At 69.8% G+C, this 14,160-nt stretch carries 13 protein-coding genes; 8 read left to right on the top strand and 5 right to left on the bottom strand.

From position 1 onward, the window contains the following. Nucleotides 1–174: 174 nt before the first annotated feature. From MCHT01_RS03340 to MCHT01_RS03320, 5 genes are read left to right on the top strand one after another with little or no spacing between them, the layout of a single operon-like run. A complete protein-coding gene (locus tag MCHT01_RS03340; protein WP_067062370.1) occupies nucleotides 175–741 on the top strand; it encodes an RNA polymerase sigma factor in 567 nt (188 codons plus the stop codon). Continuing rightward, nucleotides 738–1,241 carry a DUF3619 family protein gene (locus MCHT01_RS03335; protein WP_084451755.1) on the top strand — a complete coding sequence of 168 codons (504 nt, stop codon included), beginning with the start codon at nucleotides 738–740 and terminating at the stop codon, nucleotides 1,239–1,241. The genes MCHT01_RS03340 and MCHT01_RS03335 overlap by 4 nt, the downstream gene beginning before the upstream one ends. 8 nt (nucleotides 1,242–1,249) lie before the next feature. Beyond that, entirely contained in the window at nucleotides 1,250–2,107 is an 858-nt protein-coding gene (locus MCHT01_RS03330) for a DUF3106 domain-containing protein (protein WP_169806090.1), read from the top strand. A 9-nt stretch (nucleotides 2,108–2,116) separates the two neighbouring features. Further along, complete coding sequence (locus tag MCHT01_RS03325; protein ID WP_067062366.1) at nucleotides 2,117–2,668, top strand: RDD family protein; 552 nt, start codon at nucleotides 2,117–2,119, stop codon at nucleotides 2,666–2,668. Nucleotides 2,669–2,690: 22 nt separating this feature from the next. Further along, a complete protein-coding gene (locus tag MCHT01_RS03320; RefSeq protein WP_067062359.1) occupies nucleotides 2,691–3,068 on the top strand; it encodes a diacylglycerol kinase in 378 nt (125 codons plus the stop codon). A 91-nt stretch (nucleotides 3,069–3,159) separates the two neighbouring features. Here MCHT01_RS03320 and MCHT01_RS03315 read toward each other — a convergent pair whose 3' ends face one another. Both MCHT01_RS03315 and MCHT01_RS03310 read right to left on the bottom strand, forming a co-directional pair. After that, nucleotides 3,160–3,498: a P-II family nitrogen regulator gene (locus tag MCHT01_RS03315; RefSeq protein WP_067062357.1), complete on the bottom strand. Its 339-nt coding sequence runs from the start codon at nucleotides 3,496–3,498 to the stop codon at nucleotides 3,160–3,162. 65 nt (nucleotides 3,499–3,563) lie between these two features. After that, a complete protein-coding gene (locus MCHT01_RS03310) occupies nucleotides 3,564–5,666 on the bottom strand; it encodes an NAD(+) synthase (protein WP_067062354.1) in 2,103 nt (700 codons plus the stop codon). A 73-nt stretch (nucleotides 5,667–5,739) separates the two neighbouring features. On the opposite strand from MCHT01_RS03310, the gene MCHT01_RS03305 reads away from it, so the two are divergent. Then, the gene (locus tag MCHT01_RS03305; protein WP_084451751.1) at nucleotides 5,740–6,969 is read left to right on the top strand and encodes a GNAT family N-acetyltransferase; all 1,230 of its coding nucleotides are present in this window, start codon (nucleotides 5,740–5,742) and stop codon (nucleotides 6,967–6,969) included. A gap of 117 nt (nucleotides 6,970–7,086) precedes the next feature. Here the strand turns inward: MCHT01_RS03305 and ppa are convergent, their stop codons facing one another. From ppa to MCHT01_RS03290, 3 genes are all read right to left on the bottom strand, one after another. Beyond that, the gene (ppa, locus tag MCHT01_RS03300) at nucleotides 7,087–7,626 is read right to left on the bottom strand and encodes an inorganic diphosphatase (RefSeq protein WP_067062352.1); all 540 of its coding nucleotides are present in this window, start codon (nucleotides 7,624–7,626) and stop codon (nucleotides 7,087–7,089) included. Between the two features lie 126 nt (nucleotides 7,627–7,752). Beyond that, nucleotides 7,753–8,706 (bottom strand): 2-hydroxyacid dehydrogenase, encoded by a 954-nt coding sequence (locus tag MCHT01_RS03295; RefSeq protein WP_067062345.1) that lies wholly within the window; start codon nucleotides 8,704–8,706, stop codon nucleotides 7,753–7,755. Between the two features lie 131 nt (nucleotides 8,707–8,837). After that, nucleotides 8,838–9,866 (bottom strand): Bug family tripartite tricarboxylate transporter substrate binding protein, encoded by a 1,029-nt coding sequence (locus MCHT01_RS03290; RefSeq protein WP_067062343.1) that lies wholly within the window; start codon nucleotides 9,864–9,866, stop codon nucleotides 8,838–8,840. Nucleotides 9,867–10,167: 301 nt separating this feature from the next. On the opposite strand from MCHT01_RS03290, the gene MCHT01_RS03285 reads away from it, so the two are divergent. Next, on the top strand, nucleotides 10,168–11,361 hold the full coding sequence (locus MCHT01_RS03285; protein ID WP_067062338.1) for a citrate/2-methylcitrate synthase: 1,194 nt from the start codon (nucleotides 10,168–10,170) through the stop codon (nucleotides 11,359–11,361). Between the two features lie 475 nt (nucleotides 11,362–11,836). Beyond that, entirely contained in the window at nucleotides 11,837–14,050 is a 2,214-nt protein-coding gene (locus MCHT01_RS03280) for a sodium-translocating pyrophosphatase (protein ID WP_067062336.1), read from the top strand. The last annotated feature ends 110 nt before the right edge of the window (nucleotides 14,051–14,160 follow it).

Genomic DNA, 14,160 nt, shown 5'->3' with positions numbered 1-14,160 from the left:
AAAACAGGGGCGCCCCGGTTGGGCGGCCTACTTGAGACTTAAAAACTGCGGTGTGCGAGCGGCCGATTATGCACGCAAACCCGGATCGGTCCCGAACTGCGATGGCTATTTGTAGCGCGAGTGCGATAATCCGCGCCGTTTTGCCTGCTCGACCGCCCTTCGCGGCGCCGCCCTTTGGCCACCGACAAAGAACTCAACGACTTTCTCAAGACCGTCGACCGGCGCGCCTTCAAACGCACGGTCTACATGGTGCGAGACGAGGATGCCGCACTGGACATCGTCCAGGACGCCATGATCCGCCTGGCCGAGAAGTACTTCGACCGCCCGGCGGCCGAACTGCCGATGCTGTTCCAGCGCATCCTGTCCAACGCCACGATGGACCATTTCCGTCGGCAGAAGGTGCGCAATGCGCTCTTCAGCAACCTGTCGGATTTCGAAGGCGGCGAGCCCGGCGAGGACTTCGACCTGCTGGAGATGCTGGAGACGCAGGAAGGATCCATGGGCGCGCAGTCGGCCGCGGAAGAGGTGTCGCGCGTTCAGACACTTGAAATGATCGAAGAAGAGGTTGCCGCGCTGCCCGCACGTCAACGCGAAGCCTTTTTGCTGCGTTACTGGGAAGAACTCGACGTCGCGGAGACGGCAGCGGTCATGGGTTGCTCGGAGGGCAGTGTGAAGACACATTGCTCCCGCGCAGTGCATGCGCTGGCGAAAACGCTCAAAGCCAAGGGAATCACGCTATGAACAAGAACACGCCAGGAAGCACGCCGCGCCAGGAACTGGACGCGCGCGTGACCCGATTCGGCTTGCGCGTGGCCGCCGGCTTGGCCGAGCGCAGCGAAGATCTCTCTGGCGACATCCAGGAACGTCTGCGCTTCGCACGTGAGCAAGCACTCGCAAAGGCTATGGTGGCACGGGCCGCGGCGCCCGCCCAGACCGCCTCGTCGGTCCGCGAGGTCGGCGGCGGCACGCTGGCCTTGGGCGGCGGCGAGAAGACTCCGCGCTGGCTCAAGGCCGCGGCGATCCTCCCGCTGCTGCTGTTGCTGGGCGGCCTGCTGCTGATCCAGCACAGCCAGTGGTACGAGCAGATCCGCAGCGCGGCCGAACTGGACACCGAGATGCTGTCCAAGCCGCTGCCGCCGGCCGCCTACAGCGATCCGGGCTTCCGCGAGTATCTGAACGAGAACCCGAACGACCCCAACAGCGCCGACGACAACAAGAAGTCCGACGAAGCCAAACAGTGAGCCGGCGCGTGGTCCGACTGCCTTCCGTTTCCCGTCAATCCTCTTCCGCCCCCGGCCCGTTGCGCCGCCTGACGCTGGCAATCGCCGGCTCGGCACTGGCGCTCGGGTCGTTTGCCGTCCAGGCCGACGACGCCGCCTCGGCGCCCGCACTGGCACCGGTCGAGACGGCCATCCCCATTCCCGTGCCCTTGGCGCCGGCCGCTTCCGTGGCGCAGCGCGCCTCCGCGCCGGCCCGCACGCCCGCCCTCACCGGCCCGACGCCGCTGAGCCTGGGCCAGAACTGGGCCTCCCTGACCTCGTCGCAGCGCGAGGCGCTCGCCCCGCTGTCCAAGGAGTGGGACCAACTCGACGGCGCCCGCAAGGGCAAGTGGCTGGAGATCGCCAACCGCTATTCGACACTGCCGCCCGAGCACCAGCAGCGCCTGCGCGAACGCATGGTGGAGTGGGCCCGCATGTCGCCCGTCGAGCGCCAGAAGGCGCGCATCGGCTACCAGCACGCCAGCGAGCTCCGCGGCTCCGAGCAGCAGTCCAAGCTGCAGGAGAAGTGGGAAGCCTATCAGGCGCTCTCGCCCGAGAAGCGCCAGCGTCTGGCGGAGCGCGCCGCTGAAAAGGCATCCGAGCGCCGCGAGCTGCCTGTCTCCAACTTGGCCAAGGCACCCATCCAGCGCGCCCCGCTGGCGGTGACGTCCTCGGGCCCGACCGTCGTGCAGGCCCGCCCCGGCGCGACCACGGTGCTGCTGAACCAGCGCGCCGAGCCCGCCCTGCCCGCCGCCTCCGGCGCCCCGGGTCGCCCGCTGCGCACACCGCGGGAAGCCCGACTCGATCCCCACACGCTGCTCCCGCAACGCGACGTCGCCGGCCGCTAAACTGCCGCGATGACCTCCGCACCGTTTGCCGCGAGCGATGTCCCGCCGGCCCTGATGCGCCGCATGGCGTCCTTCCTCTATGAAGGGGTCGTGCTGTTCGGCGTCGTCTTCGTGGCCGGCTGGCTGTACAGCACGCTGACCCAGCAGCGCCACGCGCTCAACGGCCACCAAGGCCTGCAGGCCTTCCTGTTCATGGTGCTGGGGATCTACTTCATCTGGTTCTGGTCGCGCGGCGGCCAGACGGTCGCGATGCGGGCCTGGCACCTGCGCGTCGTCGACCAGCAGGGGCGCCCTCTGACCCAGATGCGGGCCCTCGGCCGTTACCTGGCCTCCTGGCTGTGGTTCCTGCCGGCGCTGGCCAGCATCCACCTGCTCGACGTCGACCACAGCTCGCTGGTGATCTTCGGCGCGCTGTTCGGCGGCGTGCTGGCCTATCTGCTGCTGGCACGGCTGCATCCGCAACGCCAGTTCCTGCATGACGTGATCTGCGGCACCCGCCTGATCACGCAGCGACCGCCCGCGCGCGCCGCCAAGCCCGGCTCGACGCCGGTCGACTCCTGACTCCCCCTCTTTCTCTCCGACGATGAGCAACCCCCACAAGGGCCGCACCGGCCTGGACCGCATCCTGCATGCCGCCGGCTATTCCTGGGACGGCCTGCTGGCCGCCTACCGCGGCGAGAGCGCCTTCCGCCAGGAGATCTGGCTGACGATCATCGGCGCGCCGCTGGCCTTCTGGCTGGGCAAGGACTGGGTGCAGGTGGCGCTGCTGCTCGGCACGCTGATCCTGGTGTTGATCGTGGAGCTGCTGAACTCCGCCATCGAGGCCGCCATCGACCGCGTCTCCTTCGAGCTGCACGAGCTCAGCAAGCGCGCCAAGGACATCGCCAGCGCGGCGGTGCTGCTGGCACTGCTGCTCGCGGCGGGGGTGTGGGGCGCGGCCGTCTGGCAGCACCTGAACTGAAATCGAGCAGCCCCTCATCGCCCCAAAAGACAAGGGCGGGACGCCACTGGCGCCCCGCCCTTTCCATTTGGCGAACCGTGTGTTTCGCGCGTCAGACGGCGGCTTCGTCCTGCTCGCCGGTGCGGATGCGGATGACCTGCTCGACCGGGGTGACGAAGATCTTGCCGTCGCCGATCTTGCCGGTCTTGGCGGCCTTGAGGATGGCGTCGATGCAGCGCTCGACCTCGTCATCCTTGACCACGACCTCGACCTTCACCTTGGGCAGGAAGTCGACGACGTACTCGGCGCCGCGATACAGCTCGGTATGGCCCTTCTGGCGGCCGAAGCCCTTCACTTCGGTGACCGTCAGGCCGGAGGCGCCGACTTCGGCCAGGGCCTCGCGGACTTCGTCGAGCTTGAACGGTTTGATGATGGCGGTGATCTGTTTCATCGCGAGGCTCCGGGCGAGAGAGTGGGGATGGGGACTGGCGGTGATTTAAGCACGGATGCCGCGGATCAGTCCGGAATCCGGTCCAGATCCGCCAGCCACACCGCCGGCTCCGAATCGCTCGGCGCGCGCCAGTCCCCGCGGGGCGACAGCGACCCGCCGCTGCCCACCTTGGGCGCGTTGGGCACGCAGCTGCGCTTGAACTGGCTCCCCCGGAAGAAGCGCGACACGAAGATGCGCAGCACCCGCTTGATCTCGGCCAGCGGGTACTCGTTGCGTTGCACGTGCTCGCCATCCGGCCACTCGCCGCGCTCGCGATCACCCCAGGCGTGACGCGCCAGGAAGGCGATCTTGGCCGGCGCGTAGCCGTGGCGGATCGTGTAGAACAGGTTGAAGTCCTGCAACTCGTAGCGGCCGATGTGGGCCTCGGTGCTCTGCAGCGCCTTCGCGGCATCCTTGCCGCCCTGGGCCTGGGCGTCCTGCGGGACCAGCTCCGGGCTGATCTCGGTGGCCAGGATGTCCAGCAGCACCTCGCTGCCGCCGTGCGCATCCTCGCCGAGCTGCTTCGTCTCCGCGACCCAGCGCACCAGGTACTGGATCAGCGTCTTGGGCACCGAGGCGTTCACGTTGTAGTGCGACATGTGGTCGCCGACACCGTAGGTGCACCAGCCCAGCGCGAGCTCGCTGAGATCGCCCGTGCCCAGCACCAGCGCGCCCAGGTGGTTGGCCAGGCGGAACAGATGGCTGGTGCGCTCGCCGGCCTGCACGTTCTCGAAGGTCACGTCGTAGACGGGCTTCCCGTCGGCGTACGGATGGCCGAGGTCCTTGAGCATCTGCTCGCAGCTGGGGCGGATGTCGATCTCGCGCGCTTCGCAACCGATGGCGCGCATCAGGCGCAGGGCCTGGTCGCGCGTCCGGGTGCTGGTGGCGAAGCCCGGCATCGTGAAGCCCAGGATGTTGGTGCGCGGCAGGCCCATCTGGTCCATCGCCCGCGCCGCGACCAGCAACGCATGGGTCGAATCCAGGCCGCCCGACACCCCCACCACCAGCTTGTGGATGCCGCTCGAGACCAACCGCTGCACCAGCGCCTGGACCTGGATGTGGAAGACCTCGTTGCAGCGTTCGTCGCGACGGACGCGATCGGCGGGCACGTAGGGGAAGCGTTCGACGCGACGGCGCAGCGCCAGCGGCTGCGCGCGATCGATGCCGAGCTCGAACTCGACCGTGCGGAACGCCTTGAGCAGCGGTGCATGGTGCCGCACCGAGTCGCCGAAGCTGGTCTGCCGCATGCGCTCCCGCGAGAGGCGCTCCAGGTCCACGTCGGCCGACACCAGCTGCGAGCGGCGCTGGAAGCGTTCGCTCTCGGCCAGGAAGCTGCCGTTCTCGTAGACCAGGGCCTGGCCGTCCCAGGCCAGGTCGGTGCTGGATTCGCCCGCGCCGGCGGAGCTGTAGACATAGGCCGCCAGGCAGCGCGCCGACTGTTGGCCGACCAACTGGTGGCGGTAGCCCGCCTTGCCGATGGTGACGTTGGAAGCCGACAGGTTGATCAGCACCGTCGCGCCGGCCAGGGCCGCGTAGGACGAGGGCGGGATCGGCGTCCACACGTCCTCGCAGATCTCGACGTGCAGACGCAGCAGCGGCATGTCCGCGGCCGCGATCACCAGCCGGGTGCCGAAGGGCACGCGCTGGCCCAGCAGCGTGATCTCGTCGGAGAACGCCTCGTCGGCGGCGTTGAACTGGCGAGCTTCGTAGAACTCGCCGTAGTTGGGCAGATAGGTCTTGGGCAGAACGGCGAGCACGCGGCCACGCTGGAACACGACGGCGCAGTTGAACAGCCGATGCTCGATGCGCAGCGGCAGCCCCACCACAGCCACCGTCGGCAGGTCGCGCGAGACGGTCAGCAGATGCGCCAACGCGGTCTCGCAGGCGTCGAGCAGCGCGCGCTGATGGAAGAGGTCGTCGCTGGTGTAGGCGGCCAGACCCAGTTCGGGGAACGCCACGACCGCGGCGCCGTCGGCGGCCGCCTCGCGCAGCAGCTGCGCGGTCTGCTCGCCGTTGAAGACGGGATCCGCGACCCGACACAGCGGCACGCCGACGGCGATGCGCGCGAAGTCATGGGCATACAGGTTGTCGAAGGAAGGCGCGGGAGGAGAAATCGTCGTCGCTTGCATGGCGCGCATCCTGCCATCAAAGCGAGGGGTTTGGGCTTGACCCTAAGATCGACCGCGCATGACTCCCCCGCGCATGACCGCCCGCTCTCCCTCCCCCACATCCGCATCGGCCGCCGACGTCGAATCCATCGATGCCGCCGTCCCGCTGATCCGCGTCGACGACGACCCCGCCGCGCTGCCGCGCGACGCCTGGAACGCGCTGCTGGCGCGTGCGCCCTTGCCCTCGCCCTTCATGCGCCACGAGTACCTGGTGGCGATGCACGCGTCGGGCTCCGCGGTGGCGAAGAAGGGTTGGCAGGCGCAGTTCCTCAGCGTGTGGGAGGGCGACGAGCTGATCGCCGCCTGCCCCGCGTATCTCAAGGGGCACTCGTACGGGGAATACGTCTTCGACTGGGCCTGGGCGGAGGCCTACGACCGGCACGGGCTGGCCTACTACCCCAAGCTGCTGGTCGCGGTGCCGTTCACGCCGGTGCCGGGCAGCCGGCTGCTGGCGCGCGACGACGCGGCGCGCGACTGGCTGGTGAAGGGTCTGCGCGCGCTGGCGACGAAGGCGGAACTCTCGTCCGTGCATGTGCTCTTCGGCGATGCGCGGGACCAGCGCGCGCTCACCGGCGACGGCTGGCTGGCGCGCCAGCAGGTGCAATTCCACTGGACGGGCGACGGCGTGCCGCGCCGCTTCACGGATTACCTGCAATCGCTGCAGCGCGAGAAGCGCAAGAAGATCCAGCAGGAGCAGCGCAAGGTCGCGGAGGCCGGCCTGCGCTTCGAGCCGCTGCGCGGCGCGGCGATCACGCCCGAGGACTGGGATTTCTTCTACGAGTGCTACACCCGCACTTACCTCGCGCACCGCAACAAGCCCTACCTGACGCGCGAGTTCTTCGCCCGCATGGCCGCGGACCTGCCCGGGCAATGGCTGATGTTCCTCGCCCGCGACGAGCAGGGCGACCGCGTGGCCGCGTCGCTGGTGGCGATCGACGAGACGCAGCGGGCGGCCTACGGCCGCTACTGGGGTTCGGTGCGCTACATCCCCAACCTGCACTTCGACGCCTGCTACTACCAGCCGCTGGCCTGGTGCCTGGAGCACGGCTGGCTGCGCTTCGAGGGCGGCGCGCAGGGCGAGCACAAGATGGCGCGCGGGCTGATGCCGGTGGCCACCCATTCGGCGCACTGGCTGGCGCATCCCCAGTTCCGGGAGGCGGTGGCGGATTTCCTCGAGCGCGAGGGCCAGGCCATGGACGAGTACATCGACGAGCTGGAGCGGCATCAGCCCTTCAAGTCGGCGCCGGAGCTCGAGCGGGAGTGAGCGTCGCGAAGGCCGCGGAGCAGGAGCGCCGCGCGGGCGCCGGCAAAGAAAAAGCGCCCCTCGGGGCGCTTCGTCGTTCGGGCTCGGACCGGGCGATGCCGCCGGTCACGCGCCGCCTCAGGCCTGCTGGGCCTTGGCGTAGTTGGCCAGGCCGTCGGTGATTTCCTTCTTGGCGGCTTCCGGGCCTTCCCAGCCCTTGACCTTCACCCACTTGCCGGCTTCCAGATCCTTGTAGTGCTCGAAGAAATGCTGGATGGCCTTCAGGCGCATCTGGTTGATGTCCTCGGGCTTGGTCCAGTGCTCGTAGATCGGGAGGATCTTGGTGGTCGGGACGGCCAGCAGCTTGGCGTCGCCGCCCGCTTCGTCGTCCATCTGCAGCACGCCGATGGCGCGGCAAGTCACCACCACGCCCGGGGTCAGCGGGAAGGGCGTGATCACCAGCACGTCCACCGGGTCACCGTCGTCGGCCAGCGTCTGCGGGATGTAGCCGTAGTTGCACGGGTAGTGCATCGCCGTCGTCATGAAGCGATCGACGAACAGGGCGCCGCTTTCCTTGTCGACCTCGTACTTGATCGGGTCGGCGTTCATCGGGATCTCGATGACGACGTTGAACTGCTCGGGCGCCTTCGCGCCGGGGGTGACTTTATGCAGGCTCATGATGGTGGACAGCGAAGTGATCCCGGAAACAACTCCGGGAAAACCGCGATTCTAGAGGGTCCGCTGAATCGGGCCTGACGAGCGGCACGCCTCGGGCACCGGCCCCTCCTGGCCGATCTTCCCCCCTCAGGTCGTCAGGCTGTGCGTCGGCCGCTGGCCGGCCAACGCCTGCGCGAGGCTCTCCAGCACCATCTCGCCCATCGCCTCGCGCGTCTCCTCGGTCGCGCTGGCGCGGTGGGCCTGCAGGACGACGTTGTCGAAGTCCAGCAGCGCGGGTGTCACGTTCGGCTCGTCCGCGAAGACGTCCAGGCCCGCGCCCGCGATGCGCTTGTCCTGCAAGGCCTTCACCAGGTCCGCCTCCTTGACCAGGCGCCCCCGCGCGACGTTGACCAGGAACCCGCGTGGCCCGAGCGCCTCCAGCACCGGCGCGTCGATCAGATCGCGCGCCTTGTCGGCCGCGGCGCAGACGATCAGCGCGTCGCTGTCGCGGGCGAGTCGCAGCAGGTCGGCCTCGAAGGCCCACGGCACCTCCGCGATCTCCTTCAGGTCGGTGTAGCGCACCGGGCAGCCGAAGGCCTCGACGCGTTGCGCGACGGCGCGCCCCACCCGGCCCAGACCCACGATGCCCACGCGCATTCCGCTCACGCGGCGCGCCAGCGGCAGCGCGCTCGGCTGCGGAAACCTGGGCCACAGCCCGCCGCGCACGAAGCGGTCGACCGCGCCGATGTGGCGGCAAGTCGCCAGCAGCAGCGCCAGGGCCATGTCCGCGACGTCCTCGGTCAGCGCGCCGAAGGTGCCGGTCACGGGGAGCCGGCGCTCGCGCGCATAGGCGATGTCGACGGCGTCGGTGCCCACGCCGTTCACCGCGACCACCTCGAGCGCCGGCAGCCGCTCCATCATCGCGCGCGTGATGCCGGTGTGACCGCCGGTGATCACGCCGCGCATCAGCGCGCCGTGCTCGGCCACATAGGCCTCGGGGTCCGCCTGCTCGAACAGGCGATGCATCGTGTAGCGCTCGTTGAGCTTCACGTTGATCGACGGCACCAGGATGGGATTGAGCTGCAGGACGTGGGGTTTCATGGGGCATCTACCTCTCTATTTCGGGACGGTCGCCGGGCGGGCTCCGGAGGCGATCCGGAGCTCGCCGCGACGGAGCGGACGGGATCGGTTCGGGCGGGGTCGAGGGGACGGGGCGCGGCTGGCGCCACGGCTCACTCCGGCTGGATGCCGGCGGTCTTGATCACCTCGCCCCAGCGCTTGTATTCGGCGGCCTGGAAGGCGGCGAGCTCGGCCGGGGTGGAGGTGAAGGGCTCCATGCCGTTCTGCTCGACGAAACGGCGCACCGCCGGCGCGGTCATGGCCTTCTGCATCAGCGCGTTCAGGCGCTCGACGACCGGCGCGGGCGTGCCGGCCGGCAGGTAGACCGCGTTCCAGTAGCTGATCTCGTAACCCGGCAGGCCGGCCTCGGAGATCGTCGGCAGGTCCGGCACCAGCGGCGACCGCTTGGGACTGCTCACGCCCAGCGCCTTGAGCTTGCCGGCCTTGACCTGCGGCAGGCTGGTGGTCAGGTCCACGATCATCAGGTCGATCTGGCCGCCGACCAGATCGACGATGGCCTGCGGGTTGGCCTTGTAGGGCACGTAGGTCAGCTGCGTTCGGGTCATCTGCTGGAACAGCTCCGACGCCACCCGCGCCGAGGAGCTGCCCGCGCCGAAGGTCAGTTGCTGCTTCTTCGCCGCGGCGGCCAGCTCGGTGACGTTGCGCGCCGGGATGCGCGGATTCGTGACCAGCAGCAGATAGCCCTTGACCAGGGCACCCACCGGCGCGAAGTCCTTCACCGGGTCGTAGCCCAGCTTGCGGAACAGATGCGGATTGGCCGCCTGCGTGGTGTTGGTCGTGATGAACACGGTGTAGCCGTCGGCCGGCGCGCGCGCCGCGGCCTGCGCGGCGATGCCGCCGCTGGCGCCCGCCTTGTTGTCGACAATCACGGGGATCCGGGTCTCGGTCGTGATCTCCTGGCCGATCGCGCGCGCCAGGCCGTCGGTCGTGCTGCCGGCGCTGGTGCCGACGATGATCGTGATCGGGCGCGAGGGGTACGGTCCCGAGGCCGGGCCCGCCTGCGGGCCCAGCGCGAAGACGGCGGGCGTCGCGAGGCCCGCGGCGAGCGCGGCGGCGAGGACCAGTGATCGGCGGGCGGCATTGCCGGCGGTTCGGCGGGCGGATCGACGGACGAGGGTCATGCGGTTGTCTCCGGGTTGGGGCATGAGGTCGGCGGACTCGCGGCGCCTCCTTGGCGGGCACCGTCGATGGGCGTGAGGTCATGCTCCCAGCGGCTCCTGAGCCGGTCAATATTGATCATCAAGATCAATATCCGTCGCGCAACGCCCGCGATCAGGCCGATCGACTCCGACCTTCCCCGGATGGACGCGCGTCATGTTGATCCATACATTGACGACCCGACGGCGTCCTCCCCGGCGCCGGAAGCGGGCATGGCGCGGCGGACACCGCGACCACGACACCCCGCGGGACAAAGGAGACGGCATGGCCGCCTGGATGACGCTGGACGAGGTGAAGCAGACGCTGGGCGTGCGCCAGCAGACGGTCTATGCGTACGTGAGCCGCGGCCGCATCGGCGTGAGCCCCGATCCCGAGGACTCGCGCCGCAGCCTCTATCGCGCGGAGGACGTGTCCGCGCTGGTGCGCCGCAAGGAGACGGGCCGCACCCGCGAGACCCTGGCCACCACCACGCTCTTCGGCGCCGAGCCCAGCATCCCGACGTCCATCGCCACCTTCGCCGGCGGCCGGCCCTACTACCGCGGCGTGGACGTGGTCGAGCTGTCGGCGACCGCGACGCTGGAAGAGGCGGCGCGCCTGCTCTGGAACATGGCGGACACGCCGGCCTTCGCGCCGCAAGCACCGCTGGACATCGTGTCCACGCTGCCCGCCGGCCGCATCCGCGCCTTCACCGAGTTCGCCGCGTTGACCGCCACGGGGCACTCGACGCGCGGCCGCGTGCCGCGCGTGCTGCACGGCGAGGCCGCCGCGCTGGTGGGCCGCATCGGGTGCGCCTTCGGTGCCTCGCCCGACAGCGACGCGCCGCTGCACGAGCGGCTCGCGCGCGGCTGGGGCCAGTCGCGCACCTTCGCCGCCCTTCTGCGCAGGACGCTGGTGCTGCTGGCGGATCACGAGATCACCAGCTCCGCCTTCTCCGCGCGCATCACCGCGTCGACCGGGGCGTCGCTGCCCGCCTGTCTGCTCGCGGGACTGACGACTTTCTCCGGCCCGCTGCACGGCGACGCGTCGGGCCGCGTGCGCGCGCTGTTCGACGAAGTCGAGCGCGACGGCGCCGATGCGGTCATCGACCGCTACCTGTCGTCGGCGATGCCGCTGCCCGGGTTCGGGCATCACATCTATCCGGACGGCGATCCGCGCGCCGCGTCGCTGATGGCGGACTTCAGGCCGCCCGCCGCGATCGGGCGTCTGATCGAGCGCGTGGTCGCGCTCACCGGACAGTTGCCGACCATGGACGTAGCGCTGGCGACGCTGGCCGCGCGCTACAGGCTGCCGGCCGACGCGGCCTTCGCCATGTTCGCCACCGCGCGCAGCGTGGGGCTGCTCGCGCATGGGATGGAGCAGCTCGGCGTGGACTCGATCATCCGGCCGCGAGGCCGATACACCGGACCGAGCGCCGCGCAGGCGCCGGATCCGCGCAAGGCGAAGCGCAGGACGCGCTGAGGCTCGGCGGTAAAGCGTGCCACCGGGGCATGCCACGCTCCCACCCTCACCCCCGCCCTCTCCCGCCCCGCGGGAGAGGGGGCCACTCGCGTCAAGGCCACGTGAATCACGCTTTTTCAGCACCTCTCCCGCTGACGAAGAGCGCTCTGTCCGGCTCCCTCTCCCGCTGGCGGAGAGCGCTCTGTATGGCCCCCTCTCCCGCTGGCGGAGAGCGCTCTGTATGGCCCCCTCTCCCGCGAGCGGGAGAGGGCTGGGGTGAGGGTCTTCGCCCCGGGGCCAGTTCTTGCCGCCCCTCCCCGCAAGCCCTGGCCCCATCGGGCCCGTCCCCTGGATCCGCTGGTAAACGCTCATGCCATGCGGTATCGCCGGGCTTAGCATCGTCCGACGGACTGTTGCTGTCGCGCGCGCAGGACCGGCGCCGCGGTGCCAGGCCGTCACTTCTGAAAGATGGCGGTCAGCGATAGGAGACAAATCTATGTCGACGAGTTTGGCGCTGTATTTCGCGCTTGCCTGCGGCGTCGCCGCGGTGCTTTACGGCTTCATCCAGCGCAGCTGGATCCTCAGCCAGGATGCCGGCAACCCTCGCATGCAGGAGATCGCGGGCGCGATCCAGCAAGGCGCGGCGGCCTATCTGGCCCGGCAGTACCGCACCATCGCCGTCGCCGGCGTGGTCCTGGCGATCCTGATCGCCGTGTTCCTCAAATGGCAGACGGCCGCCGGCTTCGTCGTCGGCGCGGTGCTCTCGGGCGCCTGCGGCTTCATCGGCATGAACGTGTCGGTGCGCGCCAACGTGCGCACCGCGCAGGCCGCCACCCAGGGCATGGCCCCGGCGCTCAACGTCGCGTTCAAGGGCGGCGCCATCACCGGCATGCTGGTCGTCGGCCTGGGCCTGCTGGGCGTGGGCCTGTTCTTCATGTGGGTCAGCGACAGCGGCGCCAAGGTCGACAGCGAGACCCTCAAGCCGCTGCTGGGCCTGGCCTTCGGCTCCTCGCTGATCTCGATCTTCGCGCGGCTGGGCGGCGGCATCTTCACCAAGGGCGCCGACGTCGGCGCCGACCTGGTGGGCAAGGTCGAGGCCGGCATCCCCGAGGACGATCCCCGCAACCCCGCGGTGATCGCCGACAACGTGGGCGACAACGTCGGCGACTGCGCCGGCATGGCGGCCGACCTGTTCGAGACCTACGCGGTCACGCTGATCGCCACGATGGCGCTGGGCGCGCTGACCTTCGGCGGCATGTCCGTCGCGGCGCTGATCTACCCGCTGGTGCTGGGCGGCGCCTCCATCATCGCGTCCATCATCGGCTGCAGCTTCGTCAAGGCCAGCCCCGGCATGAAGAACGTGATGCCGGCGCTCTACAAGGGCCTGGTCGTCGCGGGTGTGCTGTCGGCGATCGCGTTCTGGTTCATCACCCGCGCGCTGTTCCCGCAGGACCTGACGCTGCCCGGCGGCGACGTGATCGGCGCCAGCCAGCTGTTCTTCGCCTGCCTGGTCGGCCTGGCACTGACCGCCGGCATGGTGTGGATCACCGAGTACTACACCGGCACCGACTACAAGCCCGTGCAGCACGTGGCGCAGGCCTCCACCACCGGCCACGGCACCAACATCATCGCGGGCCTGGGCGTGTCCATGCGCTCCACCGCCTGGCCGGTGCTGTTCGTCTGCATCGCGATCCTGGTCGCGTTCAAGCTGGCGGGTCTCTACGGGATCGCCATCGCGGCGACGGCGATGCTGAGCATGGCCGGCATCGTCGTGGCGCTGGACGCCTACGGCCCGATCACCGACAACGCCGGCGGCATCGCCGAGATGGCCGACCTGCCCGAGTCGGTGCGCGACATCACCGATCCGCTGGACGCCGTCGGCAACACGACCAAGGCCGTGACCAAGGGCTACGCGATCGGCTCGGCCGGCCTGGCCGCGCTGGTGCTCTTCGCCGACTACACGCACGCGCTGGAGTCGCGCGGGCTGAGCGTGAGCTTCGACCTGAGCAACCACATGGTGATCGTCGGGCTGTTCATCGGCGGCCTCATCCCCTACCTCTTCGGCGCGATGGCGATGGAGGCGGTGGGACGCGCGGCGGGCTCGGTGGTCGAGGAAGTGCGCCGCCAGTTCCGCGACATCAAGGGGATCATGGAAGGCACGGGCAAGCCCGAGTACGGCCGCGCGGTGGACATGCTGACCGCGGCGGCGATCAAGGAAATGATCGTGCCCTCGCTGCTGCCGGTGGTCGTCCCCATCGTGGTGGGGCTGGCGCTCGGACCGGCCGCGCTGGGCGGGCTGCTGATGGGCACCATCGTGACGGGGCTGTTCGTGGCGATCTCGATGTGCACCGGCGGCGGCGCCTGGGACAACGCCAAGAAGTACATCGAGGACGGCCACCACGGCGGCAAGGGCAGCGACGCGCACAAGGCGGCCGTCACCGGCGACACGGTCGGCGATCCCTACAAGGACACGGCCGGCCCGGCAGTGAATCCGCTGATCAAGATCATCAACATCGTCGCCCTGCTGATCGTGCCGCTGCTGCCGGCGACGGGTCTCACCGGCGCCGCGTCCGGCGCCCACAACCCGCCGGCCGTCACGGCGCCGGCGCCCGAGGCCTCGACCGCGGCGGGCATGCCCGACGTCGTCGCCAGCGGCCCGACCGAGGGCGCCAGCGCGCCGGTCGACGCCGCGAGCGCGGCCTCGCGGTGAGCCCTGGGCGCCGCCCGATCCGGGCGATCTCCGGACGCCGCTTCCGGGGACGTCCGCCCCCGGGTCGCGGGGGTGGCGCCTCCCCTGGGGACGCCCTGGGAAAACGCTGA

The sequence above is a fragment of the Mitsuaria chitosanitabida ATCC BAA-476 = NBRC 102408 genome (assembly GCF_001598255.1).
GTDB lineage: Bacteria > Pseudomonadota > Gammaproteobacteria > Burkholderiales > Burkholderiaceae_C > Roseateles > Roseateles chitosanitabidus.
Note: the sequence above shows the minus strand (reverse complement) of the source record. Positions and strands in the feature narration are given on the sequence as shown.

Coding starts and splice junctions, on each gene's coding strand:
- MCHT01_RS03320 (WP_067062359.1), top strand. CDS start 2,691: ATGAGCAACCCCCACAAGGGCCGCACCGGCCTGGACCGCATCCTGCAT.
- MCHT01_RS03305 (WP_084451751.1), top strand. CDS start 5,740: ATGACCGCCCGCTCTCCCTCCCCCACATCCGCATCGGCCGCCGACGTC.
- MCHT01_RS03310 (WP_067062354.1), bottom strand. CDS start 5,666: ATGCAAGCGACGACGATTTCTCCTCCCGCGCCTTCCTTCGACAACCTG.
- MCHT01_RS03315 (WP_067062357.1), bottom strand. CDS start 3,498: ATGAAACAGATCACCGCCATCATCAAACCGTTCAAGCTCGACGAAGTC.
- MCHT01_RS03280 (WP_067062336.1), top strand. CDS start 11,837: ATGTCGACGAGTTTGGCGCTGTATTTCGCGCTTGCCTGCGGCGTCGCC.
- MCHT01_RS03295 (WP_067062345.1), bottom strand. CDS start 8,706: ATGAAACCCCACGTCCTGCAGCTCAATCCCATCCTGGTGCCGTCGATC.
- ppa (WP_067062352.1), bottom strand. CDS start 7,626: ATGAGCCTGCATAAAGTCACCCCCGGCGCGAAGGCGCCCGAGCAGTTC.
- MCHT01_RS03325 (WP_067062366.1), top strand. CDS start 2,117: ATGACCTCCGCACCGTTTGCCGCGAGCGATGTCCCGCCGGCCCTGATG.
- MCHT01_RS03290 (WP_067062343.1), bottom strand. CDS start 9,866: ATGACCCTCGTCCGTCGATCCGCCCGCCGAACCGCCGGCAATGCCGCC.
- MCHT01_RS03285 (WP_067062338.1), top strand. CDS start 10,168: ATGGCCGCCTGGATGACGCTGGACGAGGTGAAGCAGACGCTGGGCGTG.
- MCHT01_RS03335 (WP_084451755.1), top strand. CDS start 738: ATGAACAAGAACACGCCAGGAAGCACGCCGCGCCAGGAACTGGACGCG.